Source organism: Planctomycetaceae bacterium, from assembly GCA_041398785.1.
Taxonomy (GTDB): domain Bacteria; phylum Planctomycetota; class Planctomycetia; order Planctomycetales; family Planctomycetaceae; genus JAWKUA01.
This window is the reverse complement of sequence record JAWKUA010000003.1, coordinates 73,767-89,650: the sequence shown is the minus strand read 5'-3', so window position 1 is coordinate 89,650 and position 15,884 is coordinate 73,767. Positions and strand designations below refer to the sequence as shown.

At 60.1% G+C, this 15,884-nt stretch carries 11 protein-coding genes; 9 read left to right on the top strand and 2 right to left on the bottom strand.

Translation table 11 applies throughout. The features are described from left to right. Positions 1–22: 22 nt before the first annotated feature. The 4 genes from R3C19_04370 (at position 23) to R3C19_04355 (ending at position 8,025) form a co-directional block, all read left to right on the top strand. Positions 23–1,006 carry an alpha-E domain-containing protein gene (locus R3C19_04370; protein ID MEZ6059576.1) on the top strand — a complete coding sequence of 328 codons (984 nt, stop codon included), beginning with the start codon at positions 23–25 and terminating at the stop codon, positions 1,004–1,006. 138 nt (positions 1,007–1,144) lie between these two features. Beyond that, positions 1,145–4,501 carry a transglutaminase family protein gene (locus R3C19_04365; GenBank protein MEZ6059575.1) on the top strand — a complete coding sequence of 1,119 codons (3,357 nt, stop codon included), beginning with the start codon at positions 1,145–1,147 and terminating at the stop codon, positions 4,499–4,501. Positions 4,502–4,591: 90 nt separating this feature from the next. Next, positions 4,592–7,132 carry a circularly permuted type 2 ATP-grasp protein gene (locus tag R3C19_04360; GenBank protein MEZ6059574.1) on the top strand — a complete coding sequence of 847 codons (2,541 nt, stop codon included), beginning with the start codon at positions 4,592–4,594 and terminating at the stop codon, positions 7,130–7,132. Then, positions 7,129–8,025: a transglutaminase family protein gene (locus R3C19_04355; GenBank protein MEZ6059573.1), complete on the top strand. Its 897-nt coding sequence runs from the start codon at positions 7,129–7,131 to the stop codon at positions 8,023–8,025. The genes R3C19_04360 and R3C19_04355 overlap by 4 nt, the downstream gene beginning before the upstream one ends. Positions 8,026–8,167: 142 nt before the next feature. Here R3C19_04355 and R3C19_04350 read toward each other — a convergent pair whose 3' ends face one another. Continuing rightward, positions 8,168–9,073, bottom strand: coding sequence for an NAD-dependent epimerase/dehydratase family protein (locus R3C19_04350; protein MEZ6059572.1), 906 nt, complete (start codon positions 9,071–9,073; stop codon positions 8,168–8,170). Positions 9,074–9,371: 298 nt separating this feature from the next. Here R3C19_04350 and R3C19_04345 point away from each other — a divergent pair, with 298 nt between their 5' ends. The 3 genes from R3C19_04345 (at position 9,372) to R3C19_04335 (ending at position 12,628) form a co-directional block, all read left to right on the top strand. After that, entirely contained in the window at positions 9,372–10,292 is a 921-nt protein-coding gene (locus R3C19_04345; GenBank protein MEZ6059571.1) for a sugar phosphate isomerase/epimerase family protein, read from the top strand. Between the two features lie 154 nt (positions 10,293–10,446). Continuing rightward, on the top strand, positions 10,447–11,355 hold the full coding sequence (locus tag R3C19_04340; protein MEZ6059570.1) for a M28 family peptidase: 909 nt from the start codon (positions 10,447–10,449) through the stop codon (positions 11,353–11,355). A gap of 10 nt (positions 11,356–11,365) precedes the next feature. Continuing rightward, complete coding sequence (locus R3C19_04335) at positions 11,366–12,628, top strand: cation:proton antiporter (GenBank protein ID MEZ6059569.1); 1,263 nt, start codon at positions 11,366–11,368, stop codon at positions 12,626–12,628. A gap of 84 nt (positions 12,629–12,712) precedes the next feature. On the opposite strand, the gene purM is transcribed toward R3C19_04335, so the two are convergent. Next, positions 12,713–13,771, bottom strand: a complete 1,059-nt coding sequence (gene purM, locus R3C19_04330; protein ID MEZ6059568.1) for a phosphoribosylformylglycinamidine cyclo-ligase — start codon at positions 13,769–13,771, stop codon at positions 12,713–12,715. Between the two features lie 155 nt (positions 13,772–13,926). Between purM and R3C19_04325 the strand changes: the two genes are divergently transcribed. After that, positions 13,927–14,688, top strand: coding sequence for an AAA family ATPase (locus R3C19_04325; GenBank protein ID MEZ6059567.1), 762 nt, complete (start codon positions 13,927–13,929; stop codon positions 14,686–14,688). A gap of 349 nt (positions 14,689–15,037) precedes the next feature. Beyond that, entirely contained in the window at positions 15,038–15,880 is an 843-nt protein-coding gene (locus R3C19_04320) for an RNA polymerase sigma factor RpoD/SigA (GenBank protein MEZ6059566.1), read from the top strand. The last annotated feature ends 4 nt before the right edge of the window (positions 15,881–15,884 follow it).

Genomic DNA, 15,884 nt, shown 5'->3' with positions numbered 1-15,884 from the left:
TATCGATGATTGAAGGTTGACCATGCTGTGCCGAGTGGCTGAATCCGTATTCTGGATGAGTCGGTACATCGAACGCGCGGAAAACGTGGCTCGTTTCATCGAAGTCAATTCGGCAATCGCGCTGGGTGATCGCGGGACAGGGTCGGAGCAATGGGCGCCGCTGATTCGGGCCAGCGGTGACGAAACACCATTCCTGGAACGCTACAACAGCTTCTCGCGGGCGAACGTGATCAACTTTCTGCTGTTCGATCGCGATAACCCGAATTCCGTCGTGTCATGCACGATGAATGCACGCGAGAACGCTCGCACAATTCGCGAAAATCTCAGCACGGCCATGTGGGAAGCCATCAATCGCTTCTATCTTCGCGTGCAGTCGGCTCGCCGCGACGCTGATGCCATCATCGAAAACCCTCACAGCTTTCTGGAGCAGATCAAACGTTCCAGTCACCAGGTGATCGGTGTGACCTACGCCACGCTGTCTCAGGGGGAATCGTGGAGTTTCGGAGTGATGGGCCGCCTGCTGGAACGGGCCGACAAGACGTCACGAATTCTGGACGTGAAGTATTTCATTCTGCTGCCTAACGCATCACTGGTGGGAACGTCGGTGGATGTGGTGCAGTGGTCCGCGCTGCTGCAGTCCACCAGTGCTTTGCAGATGTATCGGCGACAATACGGCCGGATCGTGCCCAGAAAAGTCGCCGAGTTTCTGGTTCTGGATCGTGTATTTCCCCGGTCGCTGCAATTCTGCGTGCTGCACGCGGAAGACTGCCTGCGGGCAATTTCCGGAACGCCGCCACATGCCTTCAGCAACGCGGCGGAGCAGGTTCTGGGACAACTGAACGCCCGCCTGAACTATGCCCGGATCGATGACATTGTGAATCAGGGGCTGCACGAGTTTGTCGACGCATTCCAGACGAGTCTGAATGCTGTCGGCGACGCAATCTACGAGACGTTTTTTGATCTGGCGACAACCGGGACTCAGATGCAAACCCAGTATCAGTGGTAAGCACGAACCCGACAGGTTTCCATCCCGGCGCAACTGCTTGGCGTGCAGCCCGTGTCCAGTGACAGCCGAACGAGCGCCTGGCTGACCGCCATGTTTCGCAGGCCATGCTTCCAACAAAGAAATGAGTACTGACCATCGATGCCGATTCGCGTCGCTTTGCATCACCAAACGGAATATCGCTATGACAGACGAGTCGCCGTCGGCCCACAGGTCATTCGTCTGCGACCGGCACCGCACTGCCGTACACCGATTACGGCTTACAGTCTGACGATCGAACCCGCTGACCACTTCATCAACTGGCAGCAGGATCCGCACGGCAATTTTCTGGCTCGCGTGATCCTCCACGACAAGACGGATCTGTTTCGCGTGGCCGTGGATCTCGTTGCGGAAATGACGGTCATCAATCCGTTCGACTTCTTTTTGGAAAAGGCAGCGGAAGAGTTCCCGTTTCGTTATGCGGACGAGCTGTCGCACGACCTGAAGCCGTTTCTGGCCAGGAGCGATTGGGGTGCGACCTTCGACGCCTATCGTGCCGAAGTCGACCTGACACCGCGGCGGACGATGGACTTTCTGGTCGACCTGAATCTGCGCCTGCAGGAAGGCATCGGCTATCTGATTCGGATGGAACCGGGCGTGCAGAGTCCCGAAGAAACACTGCAGAAGCAAAGCGGATCGTGTCGCGATTCCGCCTGGCTGCTGGTGCAGTTGCTGAGAAGCTTCGGTCTGGCGGCTCGGTTTGTTTCCGGCTATCTGATTCAACTGACGCCGGACGTGAAGCCGCTGGAAGGACCGGAAGGACCGCCGGCGGATTTCACCGACCTGCACGCATGGACGGAAGTGTTTCTTCCCGGCGCCGGCTGGGTGGGGCTTGATCCGACTTCCGGACTGCTGACCGGCGAAGGGCACATTCCCCTGGCGGCGACTCCGATTCCACAGTCAGCCGCTCCGATTTCCGGCGGTGTGGAAAAATGCGAATGCGATTTTCGCTTCGACATGTCCGTCACTCGCATTCACGAAGATCCGCGAGTGACGAAGCCGTACAGCGAAGAGGAATGGAACAGGATTGACGCTGTCGGCGGCGAAGTCGATGCCCGACTGAAGGTCAATGACGTTCGCCTGACGATGGGCGGCGAACCCACGTTTGTATCGATCGACGATCAGGAAGGCGCCGAATGGAACACAGCCGCCGTCGGTCACGACAAACAGCGAAAGTCCGACGAACTGATTCGCAGACTTCGGGACCGGTTCGGTCCGGGAGGAATGCTGCACTATGGCCAGGGAAAGTGGTATCCCGGTGAATCGCTTCCCAGGTGGGCCTACAGCTGCATCTGGCGGAAGGATGGCGAACCCGTGTGGAAGAACGCGGACCTGCTGGCCAGACCGGACACGGCTGCCGATCCCGCCGTCGACGCGGTCCGCGCCGGCACCTTTCTGCACGAACTGGCGGATCGGCTGGAGGTCGACGATCACTGGATTCGTCCCGCCTACGAAGACATTTACCACATGATCGAACTGGAGCAGAAGCTGCCCGTCGATCTTGATCCGACGGAATACGATCCGGATTCCACGGAGGACCGGCGGCGGCTGGCCATGCATCTGGAACGCGGTGTGGGAAAGCCGGTCGGGTTTGTTCTTCCGCTGACTCGCGCGTGGTGGCAGGCTGGTTCCAAATGGACCAGTGGGCCGTGGCCGTTTCGGTCCAGGAATCTGTATCTGATCCCCGGAGATTCACCGATCGGATTGCGTCTGCCGCTGGAATCGCTGCCTTCGGGCGCGGCTGCCCGATCCGTTCGTGCTCTGGACCCGTTTGTCGGCCGCGATCCACTGCCCGGCTACGCGGAACTGCGGCTTGCGTCGCGACAGGCTCGCCGGTCTGCGGCGACGCCCGACGTGACGATCGAAACTCAGGAACGTCCGAGTTCCGTTGGCGCGGGTCAGGAATCGGGCGAACCTGTTTCGCAGCCCCAATCAACAGCCACGAACACGTACAGCGTCATTCCGACGGCGCTGTGTGTCGAACCTCGCAACGGCAGGCTGTATGTCTTCATGCCGCCGACCGGAACGCTGGAGGACTATCTGGAACTGGTCGCATTCGTCGAAGAAACCGCCGACGGACTGAATCAGCCCGTCGTAATCGAAGGATATCCGCCGCCGACCGACCATCGGATTCAGACTCTGAAGGTCACTCCGGATCCCGGCGTGATTGAAGTCAACGTCCATCCGGCCGCCGACTGGCAGCAGTTGAAGGAAATCACGCTGGGCGTCTACGAGGATGCTCGCAGTACTCGGCTGGGGACGGAGAAGTTCCAGCGGGACGGACGTCATACCGGCACCGGCGGCGGCAACCACCTGGTGCTCGGCGGGCCGACTCCCGCTGACAGCCCGTTCCTGCGCCGTCCCGATCTGCTGCGAAGCGTGCTTGCTTTCTGGAACAACCACCCGTCGCTGAGCTATCTGTTTTCGAGCCTGTTCATCGGACCGACAAGCCAGTCACCGCGGATCGATGAGGGCCGTGCGGATGCGCTGTACGAACTGGAAATTGCGTTTCGGCAGGTGCCTGACGACGGCGATGTTGCGCCGTGGCTGGTGGACCGGCTGTTCCGGCATCTTCTGGTCGACATCACAGGAAACACGCATCGCGCCGAACTTTGCATCGACAAGCTGTATTCGCCGGATCACGCCGGAGGCCGCCTGGGCCTGGTGGAACTGCGGGGCTTTGAAATGCCGCCGCATCCGCGCATGAGCCTGACTCAGCAGTTGCTTGTAAGAGCGCTGGTGGCAGCGTTCTGGAAATACCCGTACCGCGAGAACCTGATTCACTGGGGCACCGCGATTCACGACCGCTTCATGCTGCCGTACTACCTGCAGCAGGACCTGCAGCGCGTGGTGGAAACGATCCACCGCGCGGGACTGGATTTTGACGCGGCCTGGTTTGCTCCGCATGTCGAATTCCGCTGTCCGCGAATCGGTGAATTCGAACAGGCGGGCATCCACGTCGAAGTGCGGCAGGCCATTGAACCCTGGTACGTGCTTGGCGAAGAACCCGGCGGCGGCGGAATGACGCGGTATGTGGATTCCTCGCTGGAACGGGTTCAGGTGTTCGTCAAAGGGCTGTTTTCCGACCGGTACGTCGTGTGCTGTAACGGCTTCATTCTGCCACTGCAGTCGGCAGCCGTTCGGGGAGAATTCGTCGGCGGCGTGCGCTACCGGGCGTGGCAGCCGCCAAGCTGTCTGCATCCGACAATCCCCGTGCAGACTCCCCTGATCTTCGACATTGTGGATCGCTGGAATGGACGGTCGCTGGGCGGATGTCGCTATCATGTGGAACATCCGGGCGGGCTGAATCCCGCCGCGCTTCCGGTGAACGCCCTGGAAGCCGAGAGTCGCCGGGCGACAAGGTTCTTCCGGATGGGGCACACCGGAGGGACAGTTTCGCCCATCGCGGTGCAGCGTTCGGTCGATTTTCCGTGTACGCTGGATCTGCGTCGGGTGTAGGTTTCGGCAGTGGCCGCTTTCTTCCCGCGAACTGTTCACAGTCGGCAAACGAAATCGCCCGGTGATTTGCAAGGTGATAAGAGACACGAGATGACGACCGGTTTGGTGGAAGAATCTCTGAGCGAGATCCGTTTCCCGTGTCCTGACTCCGTTTACAACGAGGTCTATGCGCAGGGAAATCAGCCCCGCGGACAGTGGCAGGCACTGCTGAAAAGTCTGTCGTCACTGAAGCGGCAGGACTTTGCTCGCCGTAACCAGCAGGCCAACCGGCAGTTGAAGGAAAACGGCGTCACCTTCAATGTCTTTTCCGACCATGCCACATCCAGTCGGTTGTGGAACCTGGATTTGATTCCCTGCATGCAGGATGAGAAGGAATGGGCGGAACTGCAGGCCGGTCTGAACCAGCGTGCCACAATTCTGAACCAGGTGATTCTGGACCTTTACGGCGAACAGCAGCTCATCCGCCGTCAGATTCTGCCCCGCGAACTGATCTTCGCGAATCCGGCCTACCTGCGGCCCTTTTGCGGGCTGCGACCGGCGTCCGCCGATTCTCATCCGCTGTTCCTGTATGCGGCGGAACTGGGACGGTCGCCGAGCGGTCACTGGTGGGTGATGGCGGACCGCAGCGAGGCTCCGGCCGGTGCCGGCTTCGCACTGGAGAACCGCATCGTCACGGCTCGTTCGCTGCCCGGCATCATTCAGCAGATCGGTGTTCATCGGCTGGCACCGTTTTTTCTGAACCTTCGCGAATCGCTGGTCCGGAAAGCCGGCCGTGATCCGGACAATGCCCGGGTAGTGATCCTGACGTCCGGCCCGTCGCATCCGTACTATTTCGAAGACGTTTACCTGGCCCGCTACCTCGGATACCTGCTGGTCGAAGGCGGAGACCTTGCGGTTCGCGACGATCAGGTGTTTCTGAAAACGCTGTCCGGGCTGCTTCCGGTGGACGTGATCCTGTCACGCGGAACGGAGTCGGGTATCGATCCTCTGGAACTCGGAGGAGGAGCATCTCACGGCATTCCCGGACTGCTGCAGGCAATTCGGCGCGGAAACGTGGTGGTGACGAATCATCCAGGGTGCGGTCTGGTCGAAGCGCCGGTGTTCATGGCTTTTTTGCCTCAGTTGTGCCGCCACTTTCTGTCGGAAGACCTGAAGCTGCCGTCGATCGCTACGTGGTGGTGCGGCGATCCCGACAGCAAGGCACTGGTACTTGACCGGCTGGAGTCGCTGGTCATCAAACCGGCATTTGTCCACAGCGGAGGCCGTGAGATCTTTGTCGATCAGTTGACCGCCGACGAACGAGCCCGGCTGCTGCATGACATCGAAGCCGAACCGTATCGCTTCATCGCTCAGGAATGTATTCGCCGGTCCGCCGTCCCCGTCTGGACGGAAGACGGCATCGAATGCGGACACGTCGCGATGCGGACGTTTCTGGTGGAATCCGCCGGACAATACGAACTGATGCCCGGTGGTCTGATTCGCATCGCGCCGGACGCCGCACCGATGGCGCTGTCTGTATCCGCCGGAATCAGCAGCAAGGACCTGTGGGTCTGCGGCCGCGACGTGGAAGAATCCGTTTCCCTGCTGCTGCCAACCGACCAGCCTGCCGTGCTAAAGCGTACCAGCGCGATGTTTCCCAGCCGGGTCGCCGACAACCTGTTCTGGCTTGGGCTGTCGATTGAACGCTGCGACGTTTTGTGCCGGCAGATTCGAGGTATCGCAGACCGCCTGCTGAACGACGACCAGACAGACCTTCCCGAAATTCGAATGCTGGCCCGGGCTCTGGCCGACCAGGGACAACTGGAACCAGGCTTCGTCGTGGACGGACTTGGTTCAGGGCTGCCCGGACTGGTCGAAGCTCTTCCTGCCGCCGTTTTTGATCGCGATGAATCCGGCGGCTTGTGCGCAGCGGTTTCTGAAGTTGCGCGGCTGACGTCGCTGGTTCGTGACTGGTTGTCGCCGGACACGCTGCGACGATCGCTGTTCGCCACCGAAGAGTTCATGTCGACCGCCAGCGCGTCGTGGTACGACCTGAGCGATGTGATTTCCGTCACGAACGATCTGATCGGAAACCTGGCGGCGGTCAGCGGGCTGATCACAGACGGAATGATCCGCGGGCCGTCGTGGCTGTTTCTGGATTTCGGGCGCTGTATGGAACGAGCCCGGGGAAATGCTCGCCTGATTCTTTCTGCGTCGGAAAGCGGAGGCCTGGCAAGCGAAGCGAATCTGAGAACGCTGCTGGAAATTCTCGATAGTCAAATGACTTATCGCACGCGGTACCGCAATCAACTGCAGCCCAATGCCGTTTTGGATCTGCTGGTCACTGACGAGACAAATCCCCGGTCGCTGGCGTTTCTGGTCAGTCAGATGGTGCATCATGTGGGGCAGTTGCCGGATCGCGAACCAACGCCGCTGCGTTCCGTTGAGAATCAGCTTGTCATGCATTCCGCACATATGGTGCGGATGATTACCGGCGAACAACTTGCTCAGCGGCCGCCCATGCATATCCGGCGCGTGCTGCAGGACGTGCTGAAGAATCTGGAACAGCTCAGTGAGGCGCTGACTCGAAAGTATCTGGTTCACTCCATGGCTCCGCGACAGATCAACGAATTCCCCGGAGTCGTGCTGTGAATTATCGCGTTACTCACACGACCTGTTACACCGGCGATGAACCGATTTCCGTTGGCCACAATGAAGCCTGGCTGAAGCCCCGATCCGGACCGCGTCAGCAGACGCATAAATTTCATCTGCATGTTGATCCGGTGCCGGCTGTGACGTCGCTCCGGACAGATTCCTTCGGCAACGACGTTCACGTGTTTTCGTTCAATGAAGGCTACCGCCAGTTGAAAGTGACTGCAGTCAGCGAAATCGGAGTGCAGCCACCGCCAGTGCCGTCGGCGATGAAATCTCCGCCGTGGGAGGCGATCCGCGAGCAGCTTCGGAGTACCGGCGGCGCAGCGCTTCCGGCCGCGGAACAGCCGTCGTTTTTCGCGTATGAGTTTGCGTTCCCTTCACCGCGAATTTTCTGGGACGACAGCGTTGTCGGGTTTGCCGAAGTGTCCTTTGTTCCCGGCCGGCCGATTGTCGATGCGGTGCAGGATCTGACCAGTCGGATGCATGCTGAATTCAAGTACGATGGCACAGCCACGACCGTGTCGACTCCCGTGAAGGACGTCTTTCAGCTTCGCCGCGGAGTCTGCCAGGACTTCGCCCACTTGCAGATCGCCGCGATTCGATCGGTTGGTCTCGCCGCACGCTACGTCAGCGGCTATCTGCGGACGTTTCCGCCGCCCGGCAAGCCGCGGCTGGTGGGAGCCGACGCGTCTCACGCCTGGCTGTCAGTGTTCTGCGGCGAACTCGGCTGGCTGGATGTCGATCCGACCAACAACATGCTGGTTCGGGACGAACATATCACTTTGGCGTGGGGACGCGATTACGGCGATGTGCCGCCGCTGACCGGCGTGTTCATCGGCGGCGGCCAGCACCGCATGTCCGTCAGTGTGGACGTTCTGCCGCTGGAATAGCACCGTCCCGAAACCGGCGCCGCCGGACAGAACTCGACGGTCCAGAACCACCGCTGCGGCATCGAAAGCCGGCGCGCGGAATCGTCGATCGGATCGAGGTGCGGTTCCGCGTTTCGATGTCAGTGCCGAAAGTGCCGCTGGCTTATTGCTTTTTGCTGTTGGCAACCGCGTGGCGCAGGCCGGCACGGACGTCATCGAACTGACAGACGGCCGGAAGCCTGTCGCGACGAGTGCTGGTGACTCGCTTGTTTCCCCCGCGTTGTGAAGGCATCGGATCGTCAGCAAACACCGGAGGCGGAGCGCCGACCAGTTCGGCAAGAGCCGTGTAGTAGTCGCGCCGAGTCAGCGTGCCGGAATTGACGCCGTTGACCAGGGTCGGGATGTCACTGCCTGCCGTATCGACAGCGCGACGAATGCTGTCGATCAGTCTGACGGCGTCGTCCACGTGAATCAGGTTCAGTGGCTGGTCCGGCACCACGGACAGCGGCTGGAGCGACTTTAGACTTTCTATTCGCTGCAGCAGGCGATCCGGACCGTAGATGCCGGCCAGACGCAACACGCAGACTCGCGTCGACGGATGTCGGCGGTTGCAGAATTCCCGCAGCAGCGACTCTGCTTTCAGGCAGCAGATTCCGGCTTCCGTCGCGGGATCGGGTGTTGTTGATTCGTCCACGGCGGCTCCGTCGGCATCGCCGTACACGCTGGTGCTGGACACATACGTGAAGTGTCGCGGCGACTTCCCAATCGACTGAAGCAGGCGCCGCAGTCCGTCCAGCCAGATCGTTTCACGACTTGTACCGCCACTGCGATCAAACCCGATGGCCCAAAGGACGTGGTCGACATCCGGCAGTGGCACGTTCGAAGATTCCGCTCGAGACAGGTCGACCACAATCGGATGAAACCCTGCGGACCGGAACTCAACGGCCTTCCGTTCGCTGCGTGTCGTCACATAGACGTCGACACCCGCCTGGTGCCAGCAATCCGCAGCGCGGCGTCCAAGATAGCCGCAGCCGACAATCAGTGCGGATGACCGTGATGCATCATTCATAATCGCTGCCCGATGGCACCTGCAGTGTATTCGGGGAATCTGGCTGCTCCGCGCTGGAAGAAGTTCCGAGCACCGGACGCGCGACCACGCCGCAGCGTAGTCGGTCGAACGAGGGAAGCGGGGCACCCGGACTTCGCACGCTTCGGATTCCCGCAACTCGGAGGTCGCGGCACATGTTCTGTCGCGTCTTCCGTGAATTGCCCAATTGGTGACACAGGGTTAAACTCGAACGCCTGATCCGCGGGGCCATCGTGCTGCGATCTCCGTTCTGTCAATCCATCGATTCGGAAGGTTCAACATGTCCACAGAATTCACCCGTCGTTCGTTCCTTGCTTCGTCTGCCGGTTTTCTGGCGGCCGGAGCGGCAACTCAGGCTGCAGCGGCGCTGCTGACGTCCGCCGCGGAACCGCTGTTTCAGATTTCGCTGGCGGAATGGTCACTGCACCGCACGATTCGTGAAGGCAAGCTGGACAATCTGGATTTCGCCGCCACAGCGAAGAAGGACTACGGCATTGAAGGCATCGAGTACGTCAACCAGTTCTTCAAGGACAAGGCGAAAGATCAGAAGTACCTGGCCGAACTGAACCAGCGAGCTTCCGACAACGGCGTCAAGCAGTTACTGATCATGATCGACGGGGAAGGGCAACTTGGTGATCCGAGCCTGACGAAGCGAGCCGAAGCCGTCGAAAATCACTTCCGGTGGGTCGACGCTGCAAAGACGCTGGGATGCCATTCGATTCGCGTCAACGCCGGAAGCGGCGGCAGCTACGAAGACCAGATGCACCGCGCAGCTGACGGACTTCGCGCGCTGACCGAATATGCCGCGACGCAGGGCCTGAACGTGATCGTCGAGAACCACGGCGGACTGTCGTCCAACGGAGAATGGCTTTCCGCCGTGATTAAGAAGGTCGACCACGAACGCTGCGGCACACTGCCGGACTTCGGAAACTTCCGCGTCAGCCGCGACGAGGAATACGATCGCTACAAGGGCGTGACCGAACTGATGCCTCACGCAAAGGCGGTCAGTGCCAAGTCGCACGATTTTGACGCGGATGGCAACGAAACGCACACCGACTACATGAAGATGATGAAGATCGTTCTGGATGCCGGATACCACGGCTGGGTCGGCATCGAATACGAAGGCGGCAAGCTGAGCGAACCGGACGGCATCAAGGCAACGAAGAAACTGCTGGAACGCGTCCGCGAGAAGCTGGCGTGAATCAATCGGGATCAGCAGGCAGCGCATCTTCCCGAAAGGTGCGCTGCTCTTGTTTTTCCGCCGTTCACACAGTTTGCGACTGAGTGCCGATCTGAATCGGGATTGACGGGAACGCCGTGGCACAGGGCTGTTCGCCGACGCCAGGTGACACGCCATGAACACCGACATTGACCGCATCTGGAATCATTTGCGAGAGATCGCGTCGGAACCCCGATGCGCGGAATCTGCACGTCTGGAATACTGTCGCCGGTATTGCGAACGACAGCTTACTGACGCCGGATGGGACGTTCAGCGTATGCCGTTCACTGCGCGCGACAGCATGCTGACCGCTTACAACGGCATTAACCTTGCTGCTCGGCTGCCCGGAGACACCGGGGAATCGGCGCGCGGCGACCGTCGCCGGTTGTTTGTTCTGGGAGCTCACCTGGACACAAAGGAAGATACTCCGGGCGCCGATGACAACGCGTCGGCTGTTGCCACACTGCTGGAAGTGGCTCGAATCCTGGCAGGTGTGCCGGAATTCGCTGACGCGACTCGACGACATGTCACGCCCGAACTGGTCGTGTTTGACCTGGAGGAACTCGGGATGCTGGGAGGCGCCTATCACGCGGAAGTCTGCCGTTCCCTCGGCAGGGACCTGGTGGGTATGGTGTCGCTGGAGATGCTGGGTTACTGCGATCACAAACCGGGAAGCCAGTCGCTTCCGCCAGGCATGGAGGGGCAGTATTCGAACACCGGCGACTTTATCGCAGTCGTCGGCAACCAGAATTCCGGTAGCCTGCTTGAGGCTTTCGCGAACGCGTTTCGAAGGGTGCCGGGTCTGCCGACGGAAACGCTGCAGATCCCGGACAACGGCAATCCGCTGCCGCCGACTCGCCTGAGCGATCACAGTCCGTTCTGGGACGCGGGCTACCCAGCGCTGATGATCACGGATACAAGCTTCATGCGAAACCCGCACTACCACATGCCGACGGATACATTGGAAACTCTGGACCGCGACTTCCTGCACAAGGTCGCGGACGGAGTTCTTCACGCGGTGCTGGATCTGGTGCGCGGCGAATAGCGAACGTTTTATGGGGAACTCCGAACTCGCGGTTCTGTTCTTCCTGCAGGTCGCTGTGATCCTGACGATCTGTCGCGTCGTCGGTCTGATCGCGGTTCGTTTCGGGCAGCCGCAGGTTGTCGCGGAGATGATCGCCGGCGTTCTGCTGGGACCGTCGGTGTTCGGACTTTGGCTGCCGGCATGGCAGCAGACGCTGTTTCCGTGGGATGCGACTCAAACGGGCCGCGATTCGCAGAGCTATCTGTTTCCCGTGTCGCAACTCGGGCTGGCGCTGTACATGTTCGTTGTTGGCCTGGAGTTTCGTGTCGACATCATCGGCCGGCACTTTCGCAGTTCACTGGCTGTGTCGCTCGCCGGGATGGTGGCTCCGTTCCTGCTGGGTGCTGTTCTGGCGTGGTTCTTCGTTCGCCACACAGCACTGTTTCCGCCGCAGACGTCGCCGGTCGAGGGAATGTTGTTTCTGGGCGCGTCGTTATGCATCACCGCGTTCCCAATGCTGGCGCGGATCATCCACTCGAAGGGATTGACGGGAACTCGCATGGGGACCGTGGCGATCGGGGCCGGAGCGATCGACGACGCCGCGGCCTGGTGTGTTCTGGCCGTCGTACTGGCCAGTTTTGACGGCGACTGGTCGGTTGCCGTTCGCAGCATCGGCGGCGGCCTGGCATTCGTCGTTTTTGCCGCAGAAGTCATGCGGCCGCTGCTGCGGCACGGTGTGAAGTACCTGATCGGTCCTGAAGATGAGCTTTCGGAAACGGGGCTGGCCATTGGACTTGTCTGCATGGCGCTGGGTGCCTGGTTCACAGACATCATTCAACTGCATGCCGTGTTCGGAGCGTTTGTCATGGGGACCGTGATCCCGCGCGGACCGATGCAGCGTGCTCTGGTCGACCGCATCCAGCCGCTGGCGGTAACATTTTTGCTGCCGCTGTTCTTCACGTATTCGGGGCTGAATACCCGCATCACGCTGTTGAACAGCGGTTACCTGTGGTGTCTCTGTGGTCTGGTGTTGCTTGCCGCCGTGGCTGGAAAGGGAGCAGCCTGCTGGCTGGCCGCATGGCGGACGGGAATCCCTGTCCGGGAAGCGTTCGGAATCGGAGCCCTGATGAATGCTCGCGGCCTGATGGAACTGATCATCATCAACATCGGTCTGGAACGCCGCGTAATCTCCGAGGAGCTATTCGTCATTCTTGTGTTGATGGCGATTGTGACAACGCTGATAGCATCACCGGCCTTCGAGCTGCTGGTCACTGACCGCGAACGCTTGCGCTGATTCCGTTCGTGCCGGCTGACGACGCTGAACCGAGTGAACCGGCAGGCGATCGGGGCAGATTGTTCGGCTGGCGATGCTGCGGTATCAGTTTGGCTCGTTGAAGCGGGCTGTTCCGTCACCGGCGGCGACTTCACCGATTACGAAGGCCGGGAATTCATCCGTCGAAAGCGCGGCAACGGCGGATTCGGCAACCTCCGGCGCGACAGCAACCACCAGTCCGACTCCCATGTTAAAGACGCGGAACATTTCCGGTTCCGCGATATCGCCCAGCTCCTCCAGCCACCGAAACACTGTCGGTACTGTCCACGAGTCGTGCCGTAGTCGTGCTTCCACGGAAGCGGGCAGTACGCGTTCGAGATTTTCGACGATGCCGCCTCCGGTGATGTGAGCGATGCCGTGGACATTGTCATTACTGACCGAATGCAGCAGTTTCGAAACCAGCGACGCGTAGATTCGTGTCGGGGTCAGCAGGACGTCGCCGACCGTACGGTTTTCGAGCTTCGCGACGGTGTCTGACGCGGCCAGTCCGGCGTGTTCAAACACAGCCTTGCGGATCAGGCTGTATCCATTGGAGTGAAATCCTGACGACGGCACACCGATCAACACGTCGCCGGGTGCGATGCGTTCTGTTCCGTTGATCAGTTCGGAACGTTCGGCTGCCGCAACACAAAAGCCGGCCATGTCAAAGTCGCCGTCGGCGTAGAGATCCGGCATGATCGCGGTTTCGCCGCCCAGCAACGCAGCCTCGGCCTGCTGACAACCCGCGGAGACTCCGGAAACAAGTTGTTCCAGCAGAGGCGGATTGTCGCGGGCCATCGCGATGTAATCGAGAAAGAACAGCGGAACCGCTCCCAGACAAAGGCAGTCGTTCACGCACATCGCGACCAGATCGATGCCGATCGTGTCGTAGCGGCCCAGCATGATCGCCACTTTGATTTTTGTTCCGACACCGTCCGTTCCGGAAACCAGGACAGGATCATTCCACTGGCGAATGGCGGTCAGCCGAAACAGGCCGGCGAACCCTCCCGGCAGATCCATCACTCCTGCCGTCTGCGTCTGACGCATGAGTTTCGGCAGCTTTTGCATCGCCTGCTCGTAGAGCTGCAGATTGACTCCGGCAGATTCGTAGCTGAGTTGAGCCATAGTTTGGTTTTCGAGGGCTGGAACAACGCCGAAGTGATCGATGTCGCGGCACAGTGCCCGGCAGGCCGTGAAATGGCTGGTTGGAAGGCGCCGGATTGGCCGATAACCCCGATTGTAGCGTGGCACTCTGAAGACCGAACCCAGTGAGGAATGAAATGTGGGGCCAGTCCGAGCAACCGTCGTGGTTTTTCAATAGCCGCTCCCAGACGGAAGCCTGTCACCGGCTTGCGTATCTGATCGAGAACGGTGAGCCATTCGGTGTTCTGGAAGGCCGCTTCGGCAGCGGAAAGTCGGCACTGCTGCGACACCTGCGCGTTCAACTGAATCGCCCGTTGCTTTCGACTCTGCTGGTCAGCGCAGCGGCACTCGACGAAGTGTCCCTGCTGTGGCATATCGCCGCCTCCCTGTCGGTTTTGACTCCGGATGGCACGCCCCGGTCCGAACTGCTGCGACTTGTCCAGGACGAGTTGTCGGGTCGAACCGCCTGCGGACACCGCACGATCCTGCTGCTGGACGACATTCATCTTTCATTTGAAGACGTCAGCAGCGTGCTGCAGGGACTTGTCGCACTGGCTCGGCAAGCCAGCGGCGGCATTGCCGTCATCGTGGCGACGGAACAGCCGATTGCGAATCAACTACGGCAGTTGTCAGGACTTTCTGTCGTCCTGGAGCAATTCGCCGACGATGAATCTGCGGTTTTTCTGCGTCAGTTGCTGTTGCGGCGGAATGCTGACATGTCGCAGATCAGTGACGCCGCGATTCAGGCCGCCGCGTCAGCGTGTGGCGGTTCTGCGGGTCGCCTGGTGAGGATCTGCGACGCGCTTCAGGCGGTTCACTACGCTCATCCCGGTTTGACGATTAATCCGGATGTAGTGGAAGAAGCGGCCCGCGAACTTCTGCCGCGAAAAGCCGGATAGCGGGATCAGGGTGGTCCCCGCAGCGATCTCGTCGTGCAGCGTGTCTGGTCGTATCAGGGATCAGGCGCCGAATGGCGAACATCGTTCGTGAGCTCCCGGCTTCGTTCGCTGTTCGTTTGTCCCGTTTTATGCAGCCATCTGTGACGAGTCTGCGGCTTTGACGATTCGACCTTAAACGGGTGGATCGACGGGATGTTTCGGCTTCCTTCCGCGAACAGGCTTGTCCGGCAAAATATGCTGGTTTGTCCTGCACCCGGCCGTCATGACGAGTCGATAGCTCCTTCCAGAGTATCTCCTCTACCGCGCCGCGAACGCGCTTCGTCACGAAATTGCCGGAAGCAGGGTCTCCATGTCATCAACGGCCAGCAGAACACGATCATCATCCAGGTTGCAGACACCGCTGGAAACGTACCTGCGTGAAATCAATGAAACGGCGCTGCTGACCGCTGATGAGGAGAAAATGCTCTCCCGAAATATCTCCGCCGGAGACGCCGCGTCCCGTGACCGGATGGTTCGTGCGAACCTTCGCCTGGTGGTCAACATTGCGCGTGGTTATGCCGGCAAGGGCCTGCCGCTGCAGGACCTGATCGAAGAAGGCAACCTTGGCCTGCTGCGAGCGGTTGAGGGATTCGACCCGGACATGGGCACACGTTTCAGCACGTACGCAAGCTACTGGATCAAACAGTCCATCAAACGAGCCCTGGTGAATTCCGCGAAGACCATTCGAATTCCGGCTTACATGGTGGAACTGTTGTCGAAGTGGCGTCGGGCGTCCGCCAAGCTGACGGAAGAACTCAACTGCACGCCGACCGCCGAAGATATCGCCCGCGAAATGGGAATTCCCAGGAAGAAGCTGCGGATCGTTAAGAAGGCCATCGCGCTGTACAACGCTTCGCCACAGTCTGATCAGGACGAAACGGGAATGACGCTGGGCGACATCGTTCCGGATGATCGCAATCGCGGCCCGGAAGACGAACTGATCAACAGTGACAACATGATTCACGTCTTTCGTCTGCTGGACGAAATGGACCCCCGTGAAGCATCCATCCTGCGCATGCGTTTCGGACTGGACGACAGCGAACCCCGCACACTTAAGGAAATCGGCGAATCGCTGGGCCTCACCAGGGAACGGGTTCGTCAGATTGAAGGTGAAGCCCTGCGGAAGCTGAATCGCAGTCTTAACGGGGAGTGACAGC

Bases quoted from the DNA above. Each gene is read 5' to 3' on its own strand.
- R3C19_04340 (MEZ6059570.1), top strand. From the start codon at position 10,447: ATGAACACCGACATTGACCGCATCTGGAATCATTTGCGAGAGATCGCG.
- R3C19_04325 (MEZ6059567.1), top strand. From the start codon at position 13,927: ATGTGGGGCCAGTCCGAGCAACCGTCGTGGTTTTTCAATAGCCGCTCC.
- R3C19_04350 (MEZ6059572.1), bottom strand. From the start codon at position 9,073: ATGAATGATGCATCACGGTCATCCGCACTGATTGTCGGCTGCGGCTAT.
- R3C19_04370 (MEZ6059576.1), top strand. From the start codon at position 23: ATGCTGTGCCGAGTGGCTGAATCCGTATTCTGGATGAGTCGGTACATC.
- R3C19_04365 (MEZ6059575.1), top strand. From the start codon at position 1,145: ATGCCGATTCGCGTCGCTTTGCATCACCAAACGGAATATCGCTATGAC.
- R3C19_04335 (MEZ6059569.1), top strand. From the start codon at position 11,366: ATGGGGAACTCCGAACTCGCGGTTCTGTTCTTCCTGCAGGTCGCTGTG.
- R3C19_04360 (MEZ6059574.1), top strand. From the start codon at position 4,592: ATGACGACCGGTTTGGTGGAAGAATCTCTGAGCGAGATCCGTTTCCCG.
- purM (MEZ6059568.1), bottom strand. From the start codon at position 13,771: ATGGCTCAACTCAGCTACGAATCTGCCGGAGTCAATCTGCAGCTCTAC.
- R3C19_04320 (MEZ6059566.1), top strand. From the start codon at position 15,038: ATGTCATCAACGGCCAGCAGAACACGATCATCATCCAGGTTGCAGACA.
- R3C19_04345 (MEZ6059571.1), top strand. From the start codon at position 9,372: ATGTCCACAGAATTCACCCGTCGTTCGTTCCTTGCTTCGTCTGCCGGT.